Source organism: Actinomadura physcomitrii, assembly GCF_008923205.2.
In the GTDB taxonomy this organism is placed as follows: Bacteria; Actinomycetota; Actinomycetes; order Streptosporangiales; family Streptosporangiaceae; genus Spirillospora; species Spirillospora physcomitrii.
On the sequence record NZ_WBMS02000017.1, the window covers coordinates 43102 to 66488 of the forward strand.

General features: G+C 70.2%; 20 protein-coding genes. 14 read left to right on the plus strand and 6 right to left on the minus strand.

Features of this window, described 5'->3' with window-relative positions; genetic code table 11:
- Nucleotides 1–47 precede the first annotated feature (47 nt).
- The 12 genes from F8568_RS22065 to F8568_RS22120 are packed head-to-tail and all read left to right on the plus strand — an operon-like array spanning nucleotide 48 to nucleotide 16346.
- Complete coding sequence (locus F8568_RS22065) at nucleotides 48–2162, plus strand: acetate--CoA ligase family protein (protein WP_160573715.1); 2115 nt, start codon at nucleotides 48–50, stop codon at nucleotides 2160–2162.
- Entirely contained in the window at nucleotides 2156–3100 is a 945-nt protein-coding gene (locus F8568_RS22070; protein WP_151595687.1) for an ABC transporter permease, read from the plus strand. Before F8568_RS22065 ends, F8568_RS22070 begins: the two co-directional genes overlap by 7 nt.
- Nucleotides 3097–5103, plus strand: coding sequence for a dipeptide/oligopeptide/nickel ABC transporter permease/ATP-binding protein (locus F8568_RS22075; protein ID WP_160573716.1), 2007 nt, complete (start codon nucleotides 3097–3099; stop codon nucleotides 5101–5103). The genes F8568_RS22070 and F8568_RS22075 overlap by 4 nt, the downstream gene beginning before the upstream one ends.
- Complete coding sequence (locus tag F8568_RS22080) at nucleotides 5100–6137, plus strand: ABC transporter ATP-binding protein (RefSeq protein ID WP_151595689.1); 1038 nt, start codon at nucleotides 5100–5102, stop codon at nucleotides 6135–6137. The genes F8568_RS22075 and F8568_RS22080 overlap by 4 nt, the downstream gene beginning before the upstream one ends.
- On the plus strand, nucleotides 6134–7726 hold the full coding sequence (locus F8568_RS22085) for an ABC transporter substrate-binding protein (protein WP_151595690.1): 1593 nt from the start codon (nucleotides 6134–6136) through the stop codon (nucleotides 7724–7726). Before F8568_RS22080 ends, F8568_RS22085 begins: the two co-directional genes overlap by 4 nt.
- 36 nt (nucleotides 7727–7762) lie before the next feature.
- Nucleotides 7763–9715 (plus strand): AMP-binding protein, encoded by a 1953-nt coding sequence (locus F8568_RS22090; RefSeq protein WP_202125234.1) that lies wholly within the window; start codon nucleotides 7763–7765, stop codon nucleotides 9713–9715.
- Nucleotides 9712–11004 (plus strand): FAS1-like dehydratase domain-containing protein, encoded by a 1293-nt coding sequence (locus F8568_RS22095; protein WP_151595691.1) that lies wholly within the window; start codon nucleotides 9712–9714, stop codon nucleotides 11002–11004. The genes F8568_RS22090 and F8568_RS22095 overlap by 4 nt, the downstream gene beginning before the upstream one ends.
- Nucleotides 11001–11807, plus strand: a complete 807-nt coding sequence (locus tag F8568_RS22100) for an enoyl-CoA hydratase/isomerase family protein (protein ID WP_151595692.1) — start codon at nucleotides 11001–11003, stop codon at nucleotides 11805–11807. Before F8568_RS22095 ends, F8568_RS22100 begins: the two co-directional genes overlap by 4 nt.
- A gap of 14 nt (nucleotides 11808–11821) precedes the next feature.
- The gene (locus tag F8568_RS22105; protein ID WP_151595693.1) at nucleotides 11822–12955 is read left to right on the plus strand and encodes an acyl-CoA dehydrogenase family protein; all 1134 of its coding nucleotides are present in this window, start codon (nucleotides 11822–11824) and stop codon (nucleotides 12953–12955) included.
- Nucleotides 12948–14108 carry an acyl-CoA dehydrogenase family protein gene (locus F8568_RS22110; protein ID WP_151595694.1) on the plus strand — a complete coding sequence of 387 codons (1161 nt, stop codon included), beginning with the start codon at nucleotides 12948–12950 and terminating at the stop codon, nucleotides 14106–14108. The genes F8568_RS22105 and F8568_RS22110 overlap by 8 nt, the downstream gene beginning before the upstream one ends.
- A 31-nt stretch (nucleotides 14109–14139) precedes the next feature.
- A complete protein-coding gene (locus tag F8568_RS22115; protein WP_202125235.1) occupies nucleotides 14140–15423 on the plus strand; it encodes an FAS1-like dehydratase domain-containing protein in 1284 nt (427 codons plus the stop codon).
- Complete coding sequence (locus F8568_RS22120; protein WP_202125236.1) at nucleotides 15420–16346, plus strand: LLM class F420-dependent oxidoreductase; 927 nt, start codon at nucleotides 15420–15422, stop codon at nucleotides 16344–16346. The genes F8568_RS22115 and F8568_RS22120 overlap by 4 nt, the downstream gene beginning before the upstream one ends.
- Nucleotides 16347–16416: 70 nt before the next feature.
- Here F8568_RS22120 and F8568_RS22125 read toward each other — a convergent pair whose 3' ends face one another.
- The 3 genes from F8568_RS22125 to F8568_RS22135 are packed head-to-tail and all read right to left on the minus strand — an operon-like array spanning nucleotide 16417 to nucleotide 18664.
- Complete coding sequence (locus F8568_RS22125) at nucleotides 16417–17031, minus strand: hotdog domain-containing protein (protein WP_202125237.1); 615 nt, start codon at nucleotides 17029–17031, stop codon at nucleotides 16417–16419.
- A complete protein-coding gene (locus F8568_RS22130; RefSeq protein ID WP_202125238.1) occupies nucleotides 17028–17453 on the minus strand; it encodes a Zn-ribbon domain-containing OB-fold protein in 426 nt (141 codons plus the stop codon). Before F8568_RS22130 ends, F8568_RS22125 begins: the two co-directional genes overlap by 4 nt.
- 17 nt (nucleotides 17454–17470) lie before the next feature.
- The gene (locus F8568_RS22135; RefSeq protein ID WP_151595695.1) at nucleotides 17471–18664 is read right to left on the minus strand and encodes a thiolase C-terminal domain-containing protein; all 1194 of its coding nucleotides are present in this window, start codon (nucleotides 18662–18664) and stop codon (nucleotides 17471–17473) included.
- Nucleotides 18665–18914: 250 nt separating this feature from the next.
- On the opposite strand from F8568_RS22135, the gene F8568_RS22140 reads away from it, so the two are divergent.
- A complete protein-coding gene (locus F8568_RS22140; RefSeq protein WP_151594851.1) occupies nucleotides 18915–19223 on the plus strand; it encodes a hypothetical protein in 309 nt (102 codons plus the stop codon).
- Between the two features lie 75 nt (nucleotides 19224–19298).
- A complete protein-coding gene (locus F8568_RS22145; protein WP_151594850.1) occupies nucleotides 19299–20816 on the plus strand; it encodes a class I adenylate-forming enzyme family protein in 1518 nt (505 codons plus the stop codon).
- Nucleotides 20817–20901: 85 nt separating this feature from the next.
- Here the strand turns inward: F8568_RS22145 and F8568_RS22150 are convergent, their stop codons facing one another.
- From F8568_RS22150 to F8568_RS22160, 3 genes are read right to left on the minus strand one after another with little or no spacing between them, the layout of a single operon-like run.
- The gene (locus F8568_RS22150) at nucleotides 20902–21108 is read right to left on the minus strand and encodes a hypothetical protein (protein WP_202125122.1); all 207 of its coding nucleotides are present in this window, start codon (nucleotides 21106–21108) and stop codon (nucleotides 20902–20904) included.
- 4 nt (nucleotides 21109–21112) lie between these two features.
- Complete coding sequence (locus F8568_RS22155; protein ID WP_151594849.1) at nucleotides 21113–22258, minus strand: amidohydrolase family protein; 1146 nt, start codon at nucleotides 22256–22258, stop codon at nucleotides 21113–21115.
- Nucleotides 22255–23322 carry a DUF2889 domain-containing protein gene (locus F8568_RS22160; RefSeq protein WP_151594848.1) on the minus strand — a complete coding sequence of 356 codons (1068 nt, stop codon included), beginning with the start codon at nucleotides 23320–23322 and terminating at the stop codon, nucleotides 22255–22257. The genes F8568_RS22155 and F8568_RS22160 overlap by 4 nt, the downstream gene beginning before the upstream one ends.
- Nucleotides 23323–23387: the final 65 nt, after the last annotated feature.

Consider the following 23387-nt stretch of genomic DNA (forward strand, 5'->3'; position numbering starts at 1 on the left):
TCCCGCGGCGCCTTCCCATCCCAGCAGCGCATGAAGGAGTTGCAACCGTGACCCAAACGGCGACCGAGACGCCCGCCCGTCCGGCGACGCTCACTCCGCTCGTCTCGCCGCGTTCGATCGCGGTGGTCGGCGCGTCCGACCAGCCGGCCCGCATCGGCGGACGCATCCTCGCCCGCCTCAAGGAGACCTACGGCGGCGGAATCTTCCCGGTGAACAGCTCCCGCACGACCGTGCAGGACCTGCCGGCCTTCCCCGACATTTCCGCGGTTCCCGAGCCGGTCGACCTCGCCATCGTCGCCGCGCCGGGCCCTGCGGTCCCGCAGATCGCCCGGGACGCCGCCGCGCAGGGCGTCGGTGCCCTGCTCGTCCTGTCGGCCGGCTTCGGCGAGGTCGGTGAGGAGGGACGCCGCGCTCAGGACGAGCTCGTGGCGATCGGCAGGGCGTCGGGGATGCGGATCTGCGGTCCGAACTGCATCGGCATCATGAACCTGACGATCGGGCTCCGCGCGGTCTTCTCCACCATCACCGGCGTCCCGCAGGAGACGGGGAACGTCGGCATCGTCAGCCAGAGCGGCGGCTTCGGCATGGGGATGTTCGAGACGGCCCAGCAGTCCGGGCTGGGCGTGTCCTACATGCTCGCCACAGGTAATGAAGCGGACGTGACCTGCGGTGAGATGGTCGCCCACCTGGTCGAACAGCCTGATGTGCAGGTCGTCGGCCTCTTCATGGAGGGGGTGCGCAAGCCCGGCACGCTCATGGCCGCGGCACGCCGCGCGGTCGAACTGGGCAAGCCGATCCTCGCCGTTCGCACTGGCCGGTCCACGGTCGGCGCCCGGGCTGCGGCCAGCCACACCGGCGCGTTGTCCTCCGCCGACGACGTGGTTTCGGCCGCTTTCGAGGCGGCGGGCATCATCCGGGTGGACGGGCCGGCCGAACTAGTGGAGTTCGCCCGTGTCTTCTCGGCCGGACGCCGACCGCGCGGCAGGCGCCTCGCGGTCATTACCTCCAGTGGTGGCGCGGGCGTGTTGATGGCCGACGCCGCGGAAAGCGCCGGACTGGAGATGCCGAGTCCGGCCGGGTCCCTTGAGGGCGAACTCGCTTCGCTGGTGCCTTCATTCGGGTCGATCGCCAATCCCATCGACCCGACCGCACAGATCGTCAACGACCAGTCGATGCTCCGGGAGCTGTTCACCAAGGTCGCCGCGGCGCCGGACTATGACATGGTCGTCGTCGCCGGCGCCGCGCGGGGCCTGGGATCCCAGCTCCGCGACACGATGCAGGCGGCGAACGAGGCCACCCCTAAGCCGTTCGCGGTGTGGGCGAGCCAGCCGGACGTCGCGCGCGACCTCATGGGACGCGGCGTCACGGCCTGCCATGACCCCAATCTGCTGATTCGTGCCATGGGGGCACTGGCCCGGTACCAGGAGAGCCGCGAGCGCCTGCTGAAGGAACCCGCTCGCCCGGAGGGCGGTGTTCCAGCCCCGGATGCGCCTTCGCGCTCGCTCGCCGAGCACGTCTCCCGGCGTTATCTGACCGAGGCCGGCATCCCGGTGCCCCCCGAGCGGATCGTGGTCGACGCCGCGGAAGCAGAAGCCGCCGCGGCCGAGCTCGGCGGCCGGGTCGTGATGAAGCTCAGCGCCGGATGGCTCACCCACAAGAGCGAGCACGGTGCCGTACGGGTCGGTCTGTCGGACCCTGTCGAGCTCCGAGCGTCGTTCGAACAGCTCACCGGCGTGGCGGAGACATTGCGCCCCGATGGCGCGCCCGCCGCCGAAGTCCTGGTGCAGCGGATGGCCGAGCCGGGCCCGGAGCTGGTCTGCGGCCTTTTCACCGATCCGACTTTCGGGCCGGTGATCACGGTGGGGCTCGGCGGGACGCTCGTCGAGATCACCAGGGACAGGCGGCTGGGACTCGCTCCGGTCAGCCGGGCGGAGGCCGAGCGGCTCGTCGGCGAGCTCTCCGGAGGACGTCTGGTCGGTGCGGCTCGCGGACTCACCCGCGAGCAGGCCACCGGCGTGGCCGATGTGCTCGTCACGCTCGGGGAGATCGCCCGCAGCCATCCCGAGGTCCGCGAACTCGAGCTGAACCCGCTCATCGTCGGCCCGTCGGGCGTCGTCGCGGTGGACGCCCTCGCGGTGGTGGCGGGAGACGGGCCATGCTGAGGACGGTCGTCATCCGGCTGCTGGCGATGATCCCGCTGGTCTTCCTCGTGGCGACGGGGGTCTTCTTCCTCAGCCAGCTGTCCGACGTCGACCCCGCCGAGAACATCGTCGGGCCCGACGCGTCCGCCACCCAGGTTGCGGCGGTCCGCGCCGAACTGGGCCTGGACCGTCCCGTGCTGGAGCAGTACACCGACTGGCTGTCCGGAGCCGTCCACGGTGATCTCGGCCAGTCGCTCTACACGAAGGCCGACGTGGCGACCTCGCTGATGCAGTCGCTCCCGGTCACGCTCTCGCTGACCTTCGGTGGGCTGCTGGTCGGACTGCTGCTCGGCGTGCCGTCGGGGATATGGAGCGCGCTGCGCGCGGGCCGCGCCGGAGACAAGGCGATCAGCCTGGTCGCCACGGTCGGGCAGGCGGTGCCCGGCTTCTGGCTGGGACTCCTACTGATCTTCGCGTTCGCGATCCGGATGCCCTGGTTCCCGTCCATCGGGTATGTCCCGATCGACCAGGACCCCGCCGGCTGGCTGCGCAGCCTGACACTGCCCTCGATCTCGCTCGGCCTGGTCGCCGCGGCCGCGATCTCCCGGCAGACCAGGTCCAGCATGATCGGCGTCCTGCAGCAGGAGTACGTGCGGACGGCGCTGAGCAAGGGCCTGTCCAAGCGCCGCGTCGTCGTCAAGCATGCGCTGAAGAACGCGGCCGTGCCGATCGTCACGGTCCTCTCCTTCCAGGTGACGACCTTGCTCGGCGGCTCGATCGTCATCGAGCGGCTGTTCGCCATGCCCGGCCTCGGGCAGCTGGCTATCAACGCGGTGCTGCGCCGCGACCCCGATGTCATCCAAGGGATCGTCGTGCTCACCGTCATCGTGGTCGTCCTCGTCAACGTGCTGCTCGACCTCTCCTATGCATGGCTCAATCCCAAGGTGCGTGCGGTATGACCGAGGCGCTCGCGACCGAGACGACCGGCGCCTCCGGGAATACGGAGCGCTCCCGGGCACGGCTGACCGCCCGCCTGCTGCGTTCGAAGGCGACGTTGTTCTGGGCGGCCGTGGTCCTGCTGGTCGCGATCTGCGCGGTACTCGCCCCGCTGATCGCCCCGTACGACCCGCTCAAGGGCGACATCCGTGACGGGCTGCTCGCCCCGTCCGCCCACCACTGGCTGGGCACCGACAAGCTCGGCAGGGACGTGCTGTCCCGTCTGCTTTATGGGGCACGGACGGCGCTGCTGTCGGCCGTCGAGGCGGTCGGGATCGCCGCGGTGATCGGTATCCCGCTCGGTCTGGTGTCGGGCTACCTCGGCGGCTGGACCGACCGGATCCTGATGCGGATCGTCGAGGGCGTCATGTCGGTGCCGTTCCTGGTGCTCGCCATCGCGCTGATCTCCGTACTCGGGCCCGGCCTGTGGAAGTCCATGGCCGTCGTCGGCGTGGTCTACGCGATGACCCTGATGCGGCTGGTCCGCGGCGAGGCGTTGGCCGCTCGCGAGGAACTCTATGTCGACGGGGTCCGGGTGGTCGGCGCCGGGAGCGGAAGGATCGTGTTCCGGCACATCCTGCCCAACATCACCCCGCCGCTGATCGTGCAGATCACGTTGATGATCGCCGGAGCGATCATCGCGGAGGCCACGCTCTCCTTCCTCGGGCTCGGCGCGCAGGCCGGTGAGGCGAGCTGGGGCTCGATGCTGTCGGACGCGCAGGCGAGCATCCGCGAGAGCTTCTTCCTGGCACTGCCGCCGGGGTTCGCGATCCTGTTCACGGTCCTGGCGTTCAACCAGGTCGGGGACGGGGTCCGCGACCTGTTCGCGCGGGAGGCCAAAGCCGGCTCGCTGGGCGTGAATCCAGTGCTGAGAGCCACCGGCCACAGGGAGACGCCACCGGCGGGCGCCACCGTGGACGACCCCGTCCTGAGCGTCCGCGACCTCACGGTCTCGTTCCCGCAGCCGGGTGCGGGGCGGGTCACGGTCGTGCAGGGAGTCTCCCTGGACGTCGGCAGGGGGGAGATCGTCGGCCTGGTCGGCGAGTCCGGCAGCGGGAAGAGCGTCACGGCGATGTCGCTGCTCGGCCTCGTTCCCGATCCGGGACGGGTGCGGGCGACGTCCATCCGCCTGGACGATCGGGACCTGGCCGGGCTGACGTTCGATGAGTTGCGCAAGGTGCGCGGCGGCGAGGTCGGCGTGGTCTTCCAGGAGCCGATCGCCAGCCTGAACCCCGCGTACACAGTGGGAGACCAGGTCGCCGAGGTGCTCCGCGAGCACGAGGGGCTGAGCCGGGCGAAGGCGCGTGAGCGCGTGGTGAACCTGTTCGACCAGGTGCACATACCGGACCCGGCCGCGCGCCTCGGCGACTATCCGCACCAGTTCTCGGGTGGCATGGCGCAGCGCGTGATGATCGCGATGGCGCTGGCCTGCGGCCCCCGGCTGCTGGTCGCGGACGAGCCGACCACCGCACTGGACGTCACCGTGCAGGGGCAGGTGCTCGACCTGCTGCTGGAACTGCGTGAGCGGACCGGCATGTCCATCCTGGTGATCACCCACGACCTCGGTGTGGTCGCCGACGTCGCGGACCGCGTCGCCGTGATGTACGCCGGGCAGCTCGTCGAGTGCGGGCCCACCGAGGAGGTCTTCCGCCGGCCGTCGCATCCGTACACCGAGGGCCTGTTGACCTCACTGCCGCGCAATGTGCGCCGTGCAGGTCGGTTGCCGTCGATTCCGGGCGTGGTGCCGCCACCGAGCGCGTGGCCCGAGGGCTGCCACTTCGCGGCGCGATGCGCGCACGCTCGGCCGGAATGTGCGGCCGGGCCGATCGAGTTGGCGGCCGGAGGACGGGACCGAGCGGTCCGCTGCGTCCGTTCCAGAGAGCTCACCCTGACCGGCGTCCGTGCGTTCGACGTCGCCCCATCCGCCGCGCCTTCGGCGTCCGTCCGGATCGAGAAGAAGCCATGACGATCATGAAGGGCAGCTCCGCCGCGGCCGGCGCCGACCTGCTGCGGGTGCGGAATCTGACCGTCACGTTCGCTGGACGCCGCAGCGCCACCTGGCGGCGGCCCGGCGCGGTGGTCGCCGTCAACGATCTGGACCTCGACCTCACGTCCGGAGAGACACTCGGACTGGTCGGCGAGTCGGGGTCGGGGAAGTCCACCACGGCGCGGGCGATTCTCCGGCTGCTGCGACCGTCCGGAGGAACCATCGAGGCCGCGGGGTTCGCGGTCGGCGCGTTCGGGCGGCGCGTGCCGCTGGAGTACCGCCGCGCCGTGCAAGCGGTGTTCCAGGATCCGCTGGGTTCCCTCGACCCGACCAAGGTGATCGGAGACATCCTCGCCGAGCCCCTGGCCGTCCACTTCGGCCTGCGCGGGACGGAACGGGACCGGCGCGTGGCCACGCTCCTGGACCAGGTCGGGCTCGCCGGTCATCACCTCCGCCGCTACCCCTACGAGTTGTCGGGTGGGCAACGGCAGCGGGTCTCGATCGCTCGCGCGCTGGCGGTCGAGCCGAAACTGATCATTCTGGACGAGCCGGTGAGCGCACTGGACGTGTCCGTGCAGAGCCAGGTCGTCAACCTCCTGGAGGACGTTCAGGAACGCACCGGTGTGGCGTACCTGTTCGTCGCGCACGACCTCGCCGTCGTGCGGCACGCCTGCGACCGGATCGCCGTGATGTACCGAAGCCGCATCGTGGAGGAGGGCCCGGCCGACCGGATCTGCGAGGCCCCGGCGCACCCCTATACCGAGGCCCTGCTGGCGGCCGTCCCGGATCCCGACCCGGCCCGCCAGCGCATCCAGCGGACCCGGCGACGAGAAATGCGCGCGACCGCTCCCGTCGGCGCCGTCCCGGCGGCCGGGTGCCCGTTCGCCTCCCGATGCCCTCACCGGATGCCGGTGTGCACCGAATCCTTCCCCGACTGGAGCCCTGTCACAGGCGGCGGCCGAGTGGCCTGCCACCTGCACAGCGGTTCACCTACCACCCCGGAGGAGACATGACGATCCGGAACCCGGCCATGGGCCGAGCGCTCGCGGCGGCGGCCGCGCTCGCGGCGGCCCTCGCATTGACCGCCTGCGGTGGCGGCGCGACAGGAGGCGGGGCCGCGGGCTCGCTGATCGACAGCACCGGTGCGCCCGCCTCGCCCACCGGCACGCTGCGCTTCGCCGCGTGGCAGGAGACGCCATCGATGGATCCGGCGCGCACCACCACACAGAACGGCGCGCTGATCTTCCCTGAGTACGACACGCTCACAGTCGTCGACGGCAAGTTCGACCCGAAGCCGTGGCTGGCGACGTCCTGGTCCCAGCCCGACCCCCGGACGTGGGAGTTCAAGCTCCGCTCCGACGTGACCTTCCACGACGGCTCCAAGTTCGACGCCGAGACCGTCAAGCTCAACCTCGACCGGGCCAGGAAGGTCACCGGCGGCCCGTACACCAACATCTACGCCCCGATCACGTCGGTGAAGGTCGTGGACCCGGCCACGGTGGACGTGTCGTTCTCCGAGCCGCAACCCGATTTCCCCTACAGCATGTCCACGGTCGCCGGAGCGATGATCAGTCCGAAGGCGATCAGGGAAGGCACGGACCTGACCCGCACGGCGGCGGGCAGTGGCGGCTGGATCTGGCAGAAGGACGCCCACAAGGAGGGCGCCGAGCACGTCTACAAGGCGAACCCGAACTACTGGAACAAGGCCGCCGTCCGGGCGCAGACGATCGACGTGAAGATCATTCAGGAGGACAACGCCCGGCTGAACGCCGTGCAGACAGGCCAGATCGATGTGATGGGGACGCTGCAGCCGGGCCAGATGCAGCCGGCCCAGTCCGCCGGCCTCAGGGTGCTGTCCGACTTCACGTTCACCGGCACGTTTCTGATCATGGACCGGAGCGGGAAGAAGGTGCCGGCCCTCGCCAAGCCGCAGGTCAGGCAGGCCATCGGCCTGCTGCTGGACCGGGACGCCTACAACAAGGCGCTGCTATCGGGCAAGGGCGACTCCAAGGGTGGCGGTTTCGCGGCGCCGGGCTCGCGCTGGTACGACGCCTCGCTCGACTCGCTGAACAGGCCGGACACCGCGAAGGCCAAGCAGCTGCTCGCCCAGGCCGGCTATCCGAACGGCTTCACCTTCGAGGTCGGCAACGCCCCGGTCGTCCGGCAGATGAACGAGACCATCGCGCAGCTGCTGAAAGAGGGCGGCATCACGATGAAGATCACCGATGTCGCCGACGGCCAGTACACGGCGGAGGTCCGCAAGGGGCGCTTCCCGGCGGGCTACTTCGTGCCGACCTCCATCGACCCGTACCAGTGGTGGAGCCGGACGATCTCCAACAACGGCATCTACAACTCCTTCGGGCTGAAGGATCTCGCCGACCTGGAGAGCGTCTACGACGAGGCCCGTGCGATGACCGGAGACGACGCTCGGAAGCCGCTGATCAGCCGGTTGCAGAAGGAGACCGTCGAGCGCGGTGTCGCGTTCCCGCTGAGCCAGAACCCGCGGGCGGCCGCCCTGACGGCCTCTGTGCACGCGTCGCAGCAGCCGATTTTTGCTCCAGAGGACATAGCCCCTCGCCCCCACTTCCTCTGGACAAAGTAATCTATGTTCACGAAGTCACCTAACTGGATGGGTCGCGTGGACGAACTGACTCCGACGGCATGGCTGTTCGACGTGGACGGCACCCTGCTGGACTCCGTGACCGGGACGTCTCTGCGTCCGCTGGCCAGGGAGTTGCTCAGCGGTCTGGCCGAGCGGGGGGTGCCCGTCCTGCTCTGGAGCGCGGGCGGCGCCGACTACGCGCGCCGCCGCGCCGACGGCGCGGGCCTCACCGGATACGTCGTGGCCGTGCACGAGAAGGAACGGCGGGACGGTGATGGCCGCTGGGTCCTGCCCGACCTGCCACCAGAGCACATCCCCGCAGTCCTCGTGGACGACCAGCCGGACGAGCTTCCCCTGGCCGGGGAGGTGGTGGGGGTCTCGCCGTACGTCGGCCCGAATCCGCGCGACACCGGACTCGCCTCCCTGCTGGCAAGGCTTGCGCACCCCAGCGAGCCGGTCCGGGTGCTCGAACGAAGGGAACCCATGAACGACGTCGGCCCCGATTGCGGGCGGCCCCTGTCGGTGCGGCTGCGCCGGATGATCGCCATCGATCCTTCGGCGACCGCTCTCACGTTCGGTGATCGGACCTACCTGTGGTCCTATCACCGCGAGGCGATCGAGGATCTGGAGCAGCTGCTGGACGGGACGGGCGCAAGGCGCATCGGCATCGTGCTGCGCAACCGTCCCCCACACGTGGCGGCACTGATCGCCGTGCTGGCGACGGGCCGTGAGGTCATCACTCTCAGCCCGTTCCACGGGGACTCCGGACTGGCCGAGGACATCGCGGCACTCGCTCCGCAGGCCGTCATCGCCGATCCGGAGGATTGGGCCAGGGAGGGCGTCGCTACCGCGGTGCGGGGGGTGCGGGCGGTTGCGATCGAGACCGGCGACGCCCGCGCCCTCATCCGGCACGCGACCGACTGGACTCCGGATCCGCGCCCGGCCGAGGTCTCCGACGTGGCGATCCTGATGCTCACCAGCGGGACCACCGGCAAGCCCAAGCGGGTTGAGTTGACCTACGACCGTTTCACTGCGGCGTTCAACGCCGCTGGCACGGGCGCCGCGATGGACGCAGAGGCGCGCCTGCGCCTGGAGACCGGCATCCTGTGGGCGTCACTCGTGCACATCGGCGGCTTCTATTTCGCGGTGAGCGCCGTCCTTGAGGGGCGGGCCCTGGCGCTGATGGAGCGGTTCGACGTCGAGACCTGGACGGCCCTCGTCCGCGAGCATCGTCCCAAGATCATCGGACTGCCGCCTGCGGCCATGCGCATGGTCATGGACGCCGACGTCCCGCTCGACGTGTTCGACGGCGTGCGCGGGGTCCTGTCCGGGACCGCTCCGCTGGACCCCTCCGAGGCCGAACGCTTCGAGGCGCGCTATGGCGTTCCCGTGCTGACCAACTACGGCGCCACGGAGTTCGCCGGTGCCATCGCCGGCTGGCACCTGAAACTGCGCCGTGAATGGGGCCACCTGAAGAAGGGCAGTGTCGGGCGCCCCCACCCGGGCATCGAGCTGCGCATCGTCGACCGCGAGAGCGGAACGCCGCTGGGCACCGGCGAGATCGGAGTCCTGGAGGCGCGCGGAGGTCAGCTTCCGGGCGAGGGCTGGACGCGCACCACCGACCTGGCCTCCCTGGACGCGGACGGTTTCCTGTTCATCCACGGCCGTGCCGACGACGCCATCAACCGGGGCGGTTTCAAGATCGTTCCGAGCGTCATCGAGGACGCGCTCAAAGCGCATCCGGCGGTCACCGACGCCTGCGCCGTCGGACTGCCCGACGAGCGGCTCGGCGAGGTTCCGGTCGCCGCGGTCAGCCTCCGTGCACCGGCCGAGGCCGCGGAACTCCGCGACTGGCTGGCAGGCCGGCTCGCCCGCTACCACCTGCCCACCGACATCAAGATCGTGGCCGAGCTGCCGCGCACCCCTTCCATGAAGATCAGCCGCCCGGACGTCCGGGCCCTCTTCGTCACCGAAAGGACCGCCCGATGAGCGAGACGACCGATGAGCGCACCAAGGAGGAGTTCGAGCAGGCGACCTCCGCCGAGCTGAACGACGCCGACATCGACAAGGACCGCGCGATCGTCGGCCGCGACTGGGCGAGCCGGTCGCAGGAGTTCCTCGGCACCGCGACGCCGGAGGCCATCCGCAACTTCGCCAACGGCTACGGGGACGACAACCCGCTGTTCACCGACCCGGAGTACGGGCGGGGCACCCGCTGGGGCGGGCAGATCGCTCCGCCGATCATGGCGGCGATCCTGAATGCCCCGCTGCACGGCGAGCGTCCGTCCAAGCAGGAGCGGGGCGGCAGCTACCGCGGCATCCACGCCTTCGTGTCGGGCGGCACGTGGGACTGGTACCGGCCGATCCGGCCCGGCGACACCCTCTACAGCTTCGGCGGCCTGGAGTCGGTCGAGGTCAAGCGCTCGGAGTTCGCCGGACGGTCGGTCGTCAAGGTGAACCGCGAGGTGAAGATGAACGGGAACGCCGAGGTCGTCGGCGTCTACCGCACCCTGGTCATCTACACCGAGCGCAAGAAGGCCCGCGAGCGCGGCAAGTACAAGAACATCGAGGAGCCGAACTACACCGACGAGGACCTCGCCAAGATCGACGAGATCTACGCGGCGGAGAAGCCGCGCGGCCGCGAGCCGCGCTACTACGAGGACATCAAGATCGGGGAGGCGCTCCCGCCGATGGTGAAGGGCCCGCTGACCACCACCGACATGGTCGTCTTCCACGCCGGCGGCTACGGCTTCGTCCCCTACGGGCTGAAGACCGGCCGGCTCGCGTACCAGAACCGGCAGCGGATCGCCCCGTTCTACATCAAGAACGACTACGGGGTGCCGGACGTCGCGCAGCGCGTCCACTGGGACTCCGCTTGGGCGCAGGCCATCGGCAACCCCCGCGCCTACGACTACGGCGTGCTCCGCGAGTGCTGGGCGCACCACTACCTGACGGACTGGGCCGGCGACGACGCCTGGGTGGTCGCGCAGCACGACGAGATCCGCAAGTTCAACTACCAGGGCGACACCCAGTTCCTATCGGGCGAGGTCACGGCGAAGGACGGCCGGGACGGCCGGGACGGCCGGTGCCTGGTCGACATCGCGTTCAAGGCCACCAACCAGCGCGGCGAGGACACGATGAAGGGCACCGCGACCGTCGCCGTGCCGAGCCGCGAGCAGGGCCCGGCGCTGCTGCCGGAGGTTCCCGCCGACCTGCAGCGCAAGGCGATCGAGATGATGGCCCGGCACGGCGAACTGCTGCGCGAGGGGCGGCAATGAGCGCCGAGGGCGACGGCGGTGTCCGTTCCGCTCTCACCGAGGGCGTCCTGCGGATCACCCTGGCACGTCCGGGAAAGGCGAACGCCCTGCGCCGCGAGGACATGACCGCTCTGCTCGACGTCCTCGAGCGAGCGGCGGCGAGCGGCGACGTCCGGGCCGTTCTTATCGACGCGGAGGGACGGAACTTCTGCGCCGGCGCGGACCTGGTGACCGCCAATGCGCCGGGGGCCGGCAAGCCGCCGCTCGGCTCGATGATCCGTTCATTGGCCGCGACCGCGCACCGGCTGATCCAGACGCTGTGGGATTTCCCGGCGCCGACGGTCGCGGCGGTCCAGGGCCGGGCGGCCGCGCTCGGGCTGAACATCGCGCTGGCGACCGACTTCGTGGTGGCCGCCGACACGGCCTCGTTCGCCCACCCGTTCGCGCAGCGGGGCTTCACCGCCGACAGCGGCGCCACCTATCTGCTGCCGCGGCTCATCGGAGTGGCGCGCGCGAAACGGATGCTGATCCGCGGGACGGTCGTTCCGGCGCCGCAGGCCCTGGAGTGGGGGCTGATCGGGGACGTGGTCCAAGCAGAGGAACTGCCGGGGGCGGCGGAGGCCCTCGCGGTTGAGCTGGCGGCCGGGCCGACGCTCGTCCATGCGCTCACCAAGGCACTGGTGTCGGACCATCTGACCTCCGACCTGCCGCGCGCTCTGGCGGCGGAAGCCCGCACCGTCGAGCTCAGCCTGCGCGGCGACGACTTCAAGGAGGGCGTGCGCGCCTTTCTCGGCCGCCGCGCACCGGCCTTCACCGGTCGCTGACCAGGAGGAACATCGTGGATATCGGATTCACCTCCGAGCAGGAGGAGTTGCGGGCCGTGCTGCGCGCCTTCCTGGACGATCATGCCGATCGGCGTGGCCTGCTCGACAGCGACACGTGCCACGACGCGAAGCTGTGGCGTCGTATGGCTACGGAGATCGGCGTCCAGGGGCTCGCCGTCCCCGAGGAGTACGGGGGTGCGGGCTTCGGGGCCGCCGAGATGTGCGTGGTCTTCGAGGAACTGGGCAGGGCGCTCGCGGGCGCGCCGATGCTCGCTACCGCCGGCCTGGCCGCGGCCGCGCTGCTGGCCTGCGGGGACGAGGACGCGAAGGCCGAGTTCCTGCCCGGCATCGCGGACGGCTCGACGATCGCGACGCTGGCGCTCGTCGAGGCGGAAGGTGCCTGGGAGACCGACGCCGTTCACACGCGTGCGAGGCGGTCTGACGGCGGCCACGTCATCGACGGTGCCAAGTACTTCGTGCTCGACGGCGTGCTCGCCGATCTCGTCCTCGTCACCGTTCGCACCGAGGAGGGGACGGCCCTGTTCGCGGTGTCCGGCGACGCGGCCGGGCTCGTCCGTCGTGCGCACGAAGCTGTCGACCCTACGCGGGGCATGGCCCGGCTGGACTTCGCGTCCGTTCCCGCTCGCCTGCTGTCCTCCGACCCGTCCGTGGTCGAGACCGCGCTGGACCAGGCACGGATAGCGCTCGCGGCCGAGCAGGCCGGGGGAGCGCAGTGGTGCCTGGAAACGGCTGTCGCCTACGCCAAGACCCGTCACCAGTTCGGACGTCCCATCGGGAGCTTCCAGGCGGTGAAGCACCGCTGCGCCGACATGATGGTCGCGGTCGAAGCGGCGCGCTCCGCCGCCTATCTCGCCGCGCTCACTGCGCATGACAACGCCGATGAACTGGCGATCGCCGCCACCAGCGCCCAGATCTGCTGTTCGCGCGCCTACACCGAGGTCGCCGCAGGCACCATCCAGATCCATGGCGGTATCGGCTTCACCTGGGAGCACGACGCCCACCTCTACTACAAGCGCGCCAAGACGGACGAGCTGCTCTTCGGCTCGCCCGACTGGCACCGTGACCGGCTCGCCCGCCTCACCGGGATCGCGCCGCCCAAGACGATCGAAGGAGGCGTGAGTGCCTGACGACGAGGAGTTCCGCGAGTCGCTGCGCGCGTTCTTGAAGGAGCACGCGCCGGGCAGGGCGCCCAAGGGCGCGGCCGAACGCCTGGCCTTCGCCAAGGCATGGGCGGCGACCAAGTACGACCACGGCTTCGCGGGGCCGGCCTGGCCTCGCGAGGCCGGTGGCATGGGCCTGCCGTTCGAGCAGCAGGTCATCTACCAGGTGGAGATGGCCAGGTACCGGCTGCCGGCCATGCCCGGGACCGGCTGGGAGATGGTCGGCCCGACCATCATCAAGTACGGGACGCCCGAGCAGAAGGAGAAGTATCTGCGCGCCACGCTGCGCGCCGACATCGTGTGGGCGCAGGGCTTCTCGGAGCCCGAGGCCGGCTCCGACCTGCCCGGTCTGCGCACGACCGCCCGCCGCGACGGCGACCACTATGTGGTGAACGGCCAGAAGGTGTGGAACACCAACGCCGAGAAGGCCGACATGCTGTTCGTGCTCGTCCGGACCGGCACGCAGGAGGCACGACAGAAGGGCATCAGCTACCTGCTGATCGACGCGCACGCGCCCGGCGTGACCGTCCGCCCGATCCGCGACATCACCGGCGGCGAGCACTTCTGCGAGATCTTCTTCGACGAGGTCAGGGTGCCCGTGTCGCAGCGCGTGGGGGAGGAGAACGACGGCTGGCGCATCGCCCGGACGACCCTCGGCCACGAACGCTCGGCCGGAGCGCTCAATCAGGCCGCCTTCTACCGCCGGATCGTGGATGAACTGATCGCGCTCGCCCGTGAGCGCGGTGCCGTCGCCGACACCGGCGTCCGCCGCAGGCTCGCCGACTTCGACGTGCGGGTCAGGGTGATGAACGCGCACGCGGCCCGAACGATCGCCTCCATCGTCGCCACCGGCGAGCCGGGCCCTACGTCCTCGGTGTCACGCCTCTACAACAGCGTGTTCGAGCAGGAGCTGCACGAGTTCGCGGTCGAGTTGCTCGGCCCGTTCGGGCTGCTCGGACGCGGCGACCCGGACACGGTGCAGCGCGGCCGGTGGACGGGTGGATGGCTCGCCACCCGAGCCTCCACCATCGGGGCCGGCACCGCGGAGATCCAGCGCAACACCATCGCCGAGCAGCTGCTCGGCCTGCCCCGCGACCCGGCCATGCCACCTCGCCCGTGACCGTGACCTATAATGAGGATACTCTTTCAACATGAGCACCACCGATTCCATGCAGAAGGCGCCGTCTCAGGAGCAGTTCGGGATACTGACCGACGATGCCATCGAGTACTCGCGAAAGCGCCTCGGTGTCCCGCAGCCGCAGCACAACCCGCCTCACAACTACGAGGTGACGTGGGACGGCGTCCGGCATTTCGCCTTCGGGTACGGCGATGACAACCCCCTGTACTGCGACCCTGGGTACGCCGCGTCCTCCCGCTGGGGCAAGCTGATCGCGCCGCCCACGTTCCTGTACACGATGGGCGAGGACGCGGCTCCCAAGCCGTCTCCCGAGACGAAGGCGCTGCTGAAGGGCGATCCCTTCGCCGGGCTCGGTTCCTACCAGGCCGTCATGGAGTTCGAGTGGTGGCGTCCGCTGGAGCAGGGGGATCGCTGCCGGGTACTGCAGGCGCAGGTGGGCGTCCAGCCGAAGCCGAGCAGGTTCGGCAAGCGGACCGTCCACATCACTCACGATTACATCTACACCAACGGTGCCGGCGATCTGCATGCGGTCAGGCGCGGCACCTGGATCAACGCCGAGCGGCACACCTCCAAGAAGGTGGCCAAGGAGAAGCTCGTCCAGGAGCCCTACACGCCGGAGCAGCTGGCCGAGATCGACGCCGCCTACGCGGCCGAAAGCCGCCGGGGCGCAGAGCCTCGCTACTTCGAGGACGTCCAGATCGGTGATGAACTGCAGCCGCGGGTCAAGGGCCCGCTGACCACCACCGACGTCGTGGTCTGGCATCTCGGCTGGGGCATGCAGCTCACCCCGCCCGGGTCGTTCCGCCTGGCCCACCGCATCCGCCGGAAGGCGCCCGGTCTCTACCCGCCGAACGACCTCAACGTCCCCGACACCGTGCAGCGGCTGCACTGGGAGCCGAAGCGCGCCCAGGAACTCGGCCTCCCGAGTTCCTACGACTACGGAGGCATGCGCGAGACGTGGCTCTGCCACATCATCACCGACTGGATGGGCGACGACGGCTGGCTGTGGAAGCTGCGCTGCGAGCACCGGAAGTTCAACTACATCGGTGACGTGACGTGGGTGCGCGGAAAGGTCGTGGACAAGGTCCAGCAGGACGGCCGCAACGAGGTGCACCTCGAGGTCTGGTGCGAGAACCAGCGCGGCGAGACCACCACTCCCGGCACCGCGGTCGTCCTCCTGCCGTCCCGCGGCGCCCCCCGAGTCGAGTTGCCCGCACCCCCGGCCACGGATCTGGACGGAATGGTCCAGCACGAACTCGTCCGCTACGGCGTCGGTGGCCAGGAAGACACCGAATGACCCGAAGGATTCGTGTCACCGTCGACTACCCGGTCAGCGTCCGAGGCTACGATCCGAGCCTGCTCGCACCCGAAGGCATGCGCCGGATCGCCACGGCCGCTGAAGACGCGGGGCTGGACGCCATCGCCTTCACCGAGCACCCGGCTCCGTCCAAACGGTGGCTGGACGCGGGCGGCCACGAGGCACTGGACGTCACCGCGGCGCTCTCCTTCTGCGCCGCGGTGACCGAGCGGCTGCGGCTCCACTCGTACCTTCTCGTCCTGCCCTATCGGAATCCGTTCCTGACGGCCAAGAGCGTCGCGACCGTGGACGTGCTGTCGGGCGGGCGGATGACGCTCGTTGCAGGTGCCGGCTACATGAAGTCGGAGTTCAAGGCGCTCGGCGTTCCGTTCGAGAACCGCAACGACCTGTTCGATGAGGCCCTGGAGGTGCTACGGGGTGCCTGGACGCAGACTCCCTACACGTTCCAGGGCGGTGGCTTCGAAGCCGATGCGATCGCCCCGCTTCCCCGGCCTGCCCAGAAGCCGGACGGCCCGCCGATCTGGATCGGTGGGAACAGCGCGCGAGCCCGCCGGCGTGCAGCGGAACACCAGGGGTGGAGCCCCCTGCTCATCGATGAGACGCTGTCCCGCACTACGCGCACCCGAGCGCTGAGCAGCGTGAAGGAACTGGCCCAGGCCATCTCGTCCGTCCGCGACATGGCCGCCGACATACAAGGCAAGGACGCTCGCCTGGACGTTCAGGTCCAGACTCCGCAGAGCGGCTGGCTCCGAACCGGCGGCTCAGCGGAGGAGCACCGTGAGCACCTGGGCCGCCTGGTGGAGGCCGGGGTCACCTGGTTCGTCATCCAACCCCCGGGTGACAGCGTCAGCGCGACGGCGGAAGCGCTGGCCCGGTACGGCGAGGTACTTTCCACCTTCTAGGCCCATCTCCCTCCAGCACGCGAAGAGCGGCCGACGTGAAGCCACGTCGGCCGCTCTAGTGCGTCGTCTGTCAGGGCTGTCCGGGATTGAGTGCCACGAACAGGCCCTCCGCCTCGGCACAGCGGGTCTCGCCGTCGAAAATGGCACCCCTGAGGAAGCGCTTGCGGCCCTCCTCGCGGTCGAACCACGCCTCGGCGCGCAGATCGCGATCCAGGGGGGTGATGCTGCGGTAGTCGACGCGAAGGTAGGCGGTGCGGGAGATGGGACGTCCGCCGGCGTTGGCCAGCCTTCCGAGCATCTCGTCGAACACCAACGGGATCGCCCCGCCGTGGGCCGCGCCGTTGCCGCCGAGGTAGTAGCGTCCGAACCGGACACTGCCCCGGACATGCTCATCGTCGGACTCGTCGACCGTGAACACGGGAACGAGCGCTTGGCCCCGCCCGGGCAGGTCGATGCGGTGCCCCGTGATCTGCTCCCGCTCGGAGACGGCGTACAGCCCCAGTTCCACTGCTAGGTCCTCGAAGGCCCGAGTCATCTCCTTGAGCAGCTCCGGCGGCGGAGCCGCACCGGTGATCCGGTCGTGGAGCAGGCGCAGTGACTCGATCATTCCGGCAAACCCGGGGCCACCGGGAGCGGAGTCGTCCCCGTTCCCGGCTCCCCAGCCTGCGGTGGCGTAGCGGCTCATCCGCGCGCCACGGGACGGAACAGCGGCAGCAGCCATCCGTCGGAGATCGGCGAGAACAGGACTTCGAGCTCCATGCCGATCTCGACCTTCTCCGGCTCCACGTCGATGACGTTGCTGACCAGACGGGCACCCGGAGCGTCCGGCAGATCGAGGATGACGGGGACCAGGGTGATGTCCGGCAGACCGGGGAATCCGTGGACGACGGAGAAGCTGAAGACGGTCGCGCGGCCGGACAGCTCCGTCCAGTCCACCTCGGTCGACTGGCATTCCGGACAGAACGGCGTCGGCGGAAGCCGGAACGTTCCGCAGGCGGCGCACTTGGGCGCGACGAGCCGCTCCTGCTTGGCCGCCTGCCAGAACGGCTCGGTCGAGGTGTCGGTAGTGATCCGCACGTGGTCGGCCGGCAGGGCCTGTGCCTTCATGTTCGCTCCCATGCTGTTCACGCGTCCCGGCCGAGGATGAGCCCGCTGACCGGCAGCGCCGCGGGGCCGCCGGAGACCAGCGCCAGCTCCGCGTCGGCCACCTGGTTGACGGCGGTGCCGCGCATCTGCTCGACGGCCTCGCGGATGTGGGTCATGCCGATGATGTACGCCTCCGACAACTGCCCGCCGTGGGTGTTCACCGGGATCGAGCCGCCCTTGTAGCGGATCGCGCCGCTCTCGACGAACTCGCCGCCCTCTCCCTTCTTGCAGAAGCCGTAGTCCTCGAGCTGCATGAGGACCATCGGTGAGAAGTGGTCGTAGAGCAGCGCGACGTCGATGTCGGTGGGCGCGACCCCGGCGCGCTGGTACAGGTGCTTGGCGACGGGGGCGTGTCCGGATGAGGCGAACTCCTCGCCGGGCATGCCCATCCAGGCGAAGGCCCGACCCCAGTCGCGGTTGCCGCCGTGGGCCGCGGCGATGACCGGGACGGGCTTCTGCCGGAGGTCGCGGGCCTTGTCCAGGCTCGTGGTGATCACCGCGACAGCGCCGTCGGTCTCCAGGCAGAAGTCGAACAGGCATAGCGGCTCGGCGATCATCCGGGCGTTGAAGTAGTCGTCCAGGGTCATCGGCTCGCGCTTGAGGGCCGTCTCCCGGTTGCTCGCGTTCTGCCGCTGCGACATGGCGATCTCGGCGAACGCCTCGCGGCGCGTCCCGTAGTCATGCATGTGGCGGCGGGTGAGCACCGACATCAGATGACCGGGGCCGGAGAGCCCGGACGGCTGAAGGAATGAGTTGATGGGGCTCGGCGCCGCGGCTGCGAAGACGCTGCCGAGCCGTTGCCTGGCCTGCTGCAGGGCCATCACCGTGACGACGACGGTGGCGTCCCCGGCGAGGATCGCCGCGCGGGCGAGGCCGATCGAGCCGGCCGAGCCGCCGCCGCCCGACGTCAGCGCGGCGCTGAAGGTGACCTCGGGGATGCCGAGGGTCTCCATGAACTCCGCCGTGTCCATCTGGGAGCCGTATCCCGCGCCGGCACCCGAGTAGTAGGCGAACCCGTCGATGTCCTTGACCGACAGACCCGCATCCTCGCAGGCCGCGAGGATCGCCTTGCCGGCCAGCTCCGTGATCGTCTGCGGTACGGACTGCCCGCGCGGGTAGTACGGCGTCGCGCCGACTCCGACGATCGCGACCTGCGTTGCGTTGCGGCTCACATATGCCTCCACTGTGCCGTGTACCGGCCGGTGCTCTGCACGGGGCGGTTGCCTCTATTCGTTATACCGTTCATGGCTCAATCCACGGTCGTTCGGGGTCACGTGCGCGAGAGATCAGCAAAAACAAGATACTCATCTCTCCACTTTTCGAAGTGGCCGCCCTATAGTGAGAGCCCACCCCCGTACTCGCCCCGCCCTGCCCGGACGTGTCAGGGCGGGGCGGGGGCGCGTACGTCTGTGGAGGAAACCCATGAAGCTTCGCCCAGGTCAGCAGGTCGCCAGCACCGTGGACGGGACAAGGTTGATCGTCGTCCGGGCCCCCGCCGAAGAAGTGGCCCTGACCTGCGGCGGCGCCGAGATGGTCGATGCCAAGCAGGCGCCCGCCCCGTCCGGCGTCCCCGCTGAGGATGCGCGCGAGGGGACCCAGCTCGGCAAGCGCTACGCCGCGGAGGCGCTCGGCATCGAACTGCTCTGCACCAAGCCCGGTGAGGGGACGGTGGCCGCCAACGGGACGCCGCTGGTGCTCCAGGGCGCCAAGCCGCTGCCCGCCTCCGACTGAGCCCGTTACCGATTCTGAGCTCGGGGCCGGGACCGCGCCGGCGGACCAGTCCCCGATCGGCGAGTGGAGCATGCGATGAACTTGACGATGCTGCTGGACATGGCGGCGGACGGATTCGGCGATCGAACGGTGATCGGCTCGCGAAAGGACGGACTCACCGCCGCGCGGCTGCGAGACCTCTCGGCGGCGGCCGCCGCACAGGTGCGCGCCGCCGGGGCCGAGGCCGTCGTCTACCTCGCGGTGAACGGCCCCGCGTTTCCGCTGGCGATGTTCACCGCGGCGCGAGCGGGCGTTCCGCTCGTCCCGGTGAACTACCGGCTCGGCGCCGAGCAACTGGCGGCCCTGCTCGCCAACCACCCGAACGCGTACGGCATCGCCGACGAGACGCAGAGCGAGGCGCTGACCCGCGCAGGACTCTCCGCTCGGACGCCGGAGGACTTCATCCTCGAGGCCGCCCAGGCCGCTGAGAAGGGCGTCGGCGACCAGGACGACGCCCATGACGCACCCGAGGCGCCCGCCGTCATCATCTACACGAGCGGGACCACGTCCGCGCCCAAGGGCGTCCTGCTGCACCATCGCAATCTGGTGTCGTACGTGCTCGGAACAGTCGAGTTCGCAGCGGCCGGCGACGATGAGGCATCGCTGATGAGCGTCCCGCCGTACCACATCGCGGCCGTGTCCAACGTGCTCACCAACCTGTACGCAGGACGCCGGTTCCTGACCCTCCGGAACTTCAGCCCCGAGGGCTGGCTCGACCTGGTGCGCGCCGAGTCGGTGACCAACGCGATGGTGGTCCCCACCATGCTCGCCCGCATCGTGGACGCCGACGGCGTGGACCGCTCCGTTCCCAGCCTCCGCGCGCTCGCCTACGGCGGGGCGAAGATGACCCCGCGTGTCATCGAGCGGGCCCTGAAGGAGTGGCCGCACATCGACTTCGTCAACGCCTACGGGTTGACGGAGACCAGTTCCACGATCGCGATCCTGGGGCCCGAGGACCACCGAGCCGCGATCACGTCGGACGAGCCGCTGGTCCGGGCGAGGCTCGCATCGGCCGGACGGCCCGTCCCGTCGGTCGAGGTGGAGATCCGCGACGAGGCGGGCCGTCCCGTCCCGGCGGGCGAGGGCGGACGGATTTACGTGCGCGGCGAGCAGGTGTCGGGGGAGTACGCCGGATCCGGGCCCGCCGTCGACGAGCGCGGATTCTTCGACACCCGCGACTGGGGCCGGCTGGACGAGGACGGCTACCTGTTCGTGGAGGGCAGGATCGACGACACGATCATCCGCGGCGCGGAGAACATCGCACCGGCCGAGATCGAGGACGTGCTGCTGCGTCATCCAGGGGTCGCGGACGCCGCCGTGGTCGGCGTCCCCGACGAGGAATGGGGCCAGCGCGTCGAGGCGGTCGTCGTGCCGCTCCCGGGCGCCGATCTGGACGGCGAGACCTTGCGCGCGTACGCGCGCGAGAGGCTGCGCGGGTCGCGTACTCCGGACCGGATCGCACTCTGGACCGAGCTGCCCCGGACCCCCACCGGGAAGATCGTCAAGCGGGATGTGGTCGCCGGTCTCACGGCGGCCGACCGGCAGACGGCCTGAAGGCCGGCGGGAGGACGAAACGGCCCCCGGGACCATTGCGGTCTCGGGGGCCGTTTCGCTGCTCACCATGCCGGATGGCCGCCCGTCACACTTCGGTGTCGGTGTGGACGCGGGCCAGCCGCAGCCCTTCGGCCCGGCCGGGGGCGATGATGTCCCACCGGCCGCATGAGCACGCGCAGCGGTAGCTGCCGTCGCCCACGGGGATGACGGACTGGGCGACGCACCGTCCGTCCTCACTCGCCACGTCGTGGAGGAACTCGGTGGGCGAGTCGTGCATGACGTTGCCGCTCACCGGACTACACCGCCACCGCGTCGGCCGTCGGCAGCGGCGGAACGCCCGGGAACAGCTCGGTGAAGGCGCCGACGGTGATCCGGTGCTTCAGCGCCGGGGACACGTTGTCGAAGAGGCCGTGGAGGGTCTCCTGCGTGTGGCCGTAGGTGCCCTCCATGTGTGGGTAGTCGCTGCCCCACATGACGTTGTTGTAGCCCATCGACTGGGCGGCGGCGACCGCCGTGGCGTCGTGCTGGAAGGAGGCGTACACCTGCGAGTAGATGATCTCCCGCGGTGAGCGCTTCAGCTTGGGGCGCACCGCCATCGCGTGCTGGCGGTAGCCCTCCTCGATCCGGTCGGCGATGAACGGCACCCAGGTCGCGCCGCCCTCGGAGATCAGCACCTTCAGGTTCGGGTGCCGGTCCAGGGCGCCGGAGGCGACCATCTTCACCACGGCGCGCTGCCCGCCGAACGTCGTCTCGGTGTAGTTGAGGACGGCGCCGCCCGGCCCCCGGTACACCTGGCCGGCCATGCCGCCGCTGGACAGGTCGATGGGGTCGGTCCCGATGTGGAACGCCAGCACGATCCTGGCTTCCTCGGCGGTGGCCCAGAAGGGCTCCCAGACGTCCTGGTTGTAGTCCTTCTGCAACGGGTGCGGGCTCACCGGCATGAAGACCGCCCGGAAGCCCATCTCCGCGCACCGCTTCAGCTCGGTAATCGCGTCGTCGATGTCGAGCGTGGACACCTGGGCAGTGCTGATCAGCCGCGGCGAGTACCTGTCGATCGTGTCGTAGGACCAGTCGTTGGACACCCGCAGCGCCTCGCGCAGCACCTCCGGCGTCCGGAAGGAGCTGCTCCACATGCCGAGCGAGGGGAACACCAGCTCAGACCAGATGCCCTCCTGGTCGAGGTCCGGCAGGCGCTTGGTGACGTCGGCCGCCCCCGGCGCGCGATGCGTCGCCTCGAGGAACTCGAGGGCCTTTCCGGTCGGCAGCTTGCGGCGGAACGACATCCCGTCGATGTGGACGGTCTCCCACTGCCCGTCGGGGTCCTTCTCCGTGCGCGGCACCAGCTCGGCGAGCCTCGGGGGCAGGGACTCCCGCCACAGGTCGTCGGGCTCGAGGAAATGCGAGTCGCCCGAGTTCGCCCAGATCTTCTGCGCGTCGCTCATCGGGTCCTCCGTTCGTTGTCGTCGTTCCAGGTCGCTGCGCGGTCCAGGAGGGCAGGTACGTCCTCCAGGGCGCGCAGCATGTCGTTGAGGTGCGTGCAGGTGCTGGTGCCGGTGAAGCGGTCGCGGACGTGCCCGCGCAGTCCGGCGAGCGGGACGCCGGCCAGCCGGGAGGCGCTCGCCACGGCGGCCGGGCACTCCATCCACGGCAGGACGCGGGCGCGGGCTTCGCACCGTGTGACGGTCCCGCCCTCGATGTCGGCCGTCAGGGTGTACTCGTGGATGACGGTCTCGAGCCCGTCCAGCAGGACGTAGGAGTCGCGGAAGAACGCGTCCACGGTGGCGTGTTCGCCGGGGACGACGTCGATCCGGCGGGCGCGGCGCATCGCCTCGGGCGGCAGGGGGTCCGTGGCGTGCCAGGCGTCCGGGTCGTCCCCGGTGTCGAGCGGGGGCGCCGCCGGACCGGTGACGGTCGGCGGCAGCCCGGTCGCCTCGATCCCGTTCATGATCGTCCCGCCGGTGGCGAATCCGGCGCAGAGGTCGGCGACGAAGCCCGGGCGTCCCGGCCTTCCCGGCATCGTGCTCTGCCGCGCCATCTCCGCCTTCATCGCCTGCTCGGAGGTCCCGGCGCTGACCGCCTGCCCCGAGATCAGCGTGGTGACCGGGACCTCGTCCAGCAGCAGGTAGAGCAGGTCGTGGTCGGCGGCGAGGCGCGGATCGGCCTCGTCCAGCCGGCCCCGGAACCCCGAGCTCGCGCGGGCGCCGATCAGTGCGTCCAGCGGGCGGACGGGATCGGTGCTCAACTCGCGCACGAAGCGTCCGCCGACGAAGTCCACGACGGCGCGCATGCTCGCCTGGGACAGGGTGCGGGACCCGCCCGCCGCGCGCGTCAGCAGGTCGCGTCCCCTGCCCACCAGGACCAGCGGGCCCTGCAGGCCGTCCGGCCGGACCATGTCGACGGTGCTGGTGCGGCGCACCGAGCCGGAACGCCGCGCGGGCGTACCGCAGGTGGGCTCGTGCAGCCCGTGACGCGGATGCAGAGTGCGCGCCGGCGGGATGAGGGTCATCGCTGCTCCAAGAGGCCCGGCCGTCGGGAGGTGGCCGGTTGTGTCCACATCTGAGTGAAAACGAC

Bases quoted from the DNA above. Each gene is read 5' to 3' on its own strand.
- F8568_RS22160 (WP_151594848.1), bottom strand. From the start codon at position 23,322: ATGACCCTCATCCCGCCGGCGCGCACTCTGCATCCGCGTCACGGGCTG.
- F8568_RS22075 (WP_160573716.1), top strand. From the start codon at position 3,097: ATGACCGAGGCGCTCGCGACCGAGACGACCGGCGCCTCCGGGAATACG.
- F8568_RS22125 (WP_202125237.1), bottom strand. From the start codon at position 17,031: ATGAGCCGCTACGCCACCGCAGGCTGGGGAGCCGGGAACGGGGACGAC.
- F8568_RS22115 (WP_202125235.1), top strand. From the start codon at position 14,140: ATGAGCACCACCGATTCCATGCAGAAGGCGCCGTCTCAGGAGCAGTTC.
- F8568_RS22145 (WP_151594850.1), top strand. From the start codon at position 19,299: ATGAACTTGACGATGCTGCTGGACATGGCGGCGGACGGATTCGGCGAT.
- F8568_RS22085 (WP_151595690.1), top strand. From the start codon at position 6,134: ATGACGATCCGGAACCCGGCCATGGGCCGAGCGCTCGCGGCGGCGGCC.
- F8568_RS22155 (WP_151594849.1), bottom strand. From the start codon at position 22,258: ATGAGCGACGCGCAGAAGATCTGGGCGAACTCGGGCGACTCGCATTTC.
- F8568_RS22095 (WP_151595691.1), top strand. From the start codon at position 9,712: ATGAGCGAGACGACCGATGAGCGCACCAAGGAGGAGTTCGAGCAGGCG.
- F8568_RS22130 (WP_202125238.1), bottom strand. From the start codon at position 17,453: ATGAAGGCACAGGCCCTGCCGGCCGACCACGTGCGGATCACTACCGAC.
- F8568_RS22140 (WP_151594851.1), top strand. From the start codon at position 18,915: ATGAAGCTTCGCCCAGGTCAGCAGGTCGCCAGCACCGTGGACGGGACA.
- F8568_RS22070 (WP_151595687.1), top strand. From the start codon at position 2,156: ATGCTGAGGACGGTCGTCATCCGGCTGCTGGCGATGATCCCGCTGGTC.
- F8568_RS22080 (WP_151595689.1), top strand. From the start codon at position 5,100: ATGACGATCATGAAGGGCAGCTCCGCCGCGGCCGGCGCCGACCTGCTG.
- F8568_RS22120 (WP_202125236.1), top strand. From the start codon at position 15,420: ATGACCCGAAGGATTCGTGTCACCGTCGACTACCCGGTCAGCGTCCGA.
- F8568_RS22100 (WP_151595692.1), top strand. From the start codon at position 11,001: ATGAGCGCCGAGGGCGACGGCGGTGTCCGTTCCGCTCTCACCGAGGGC.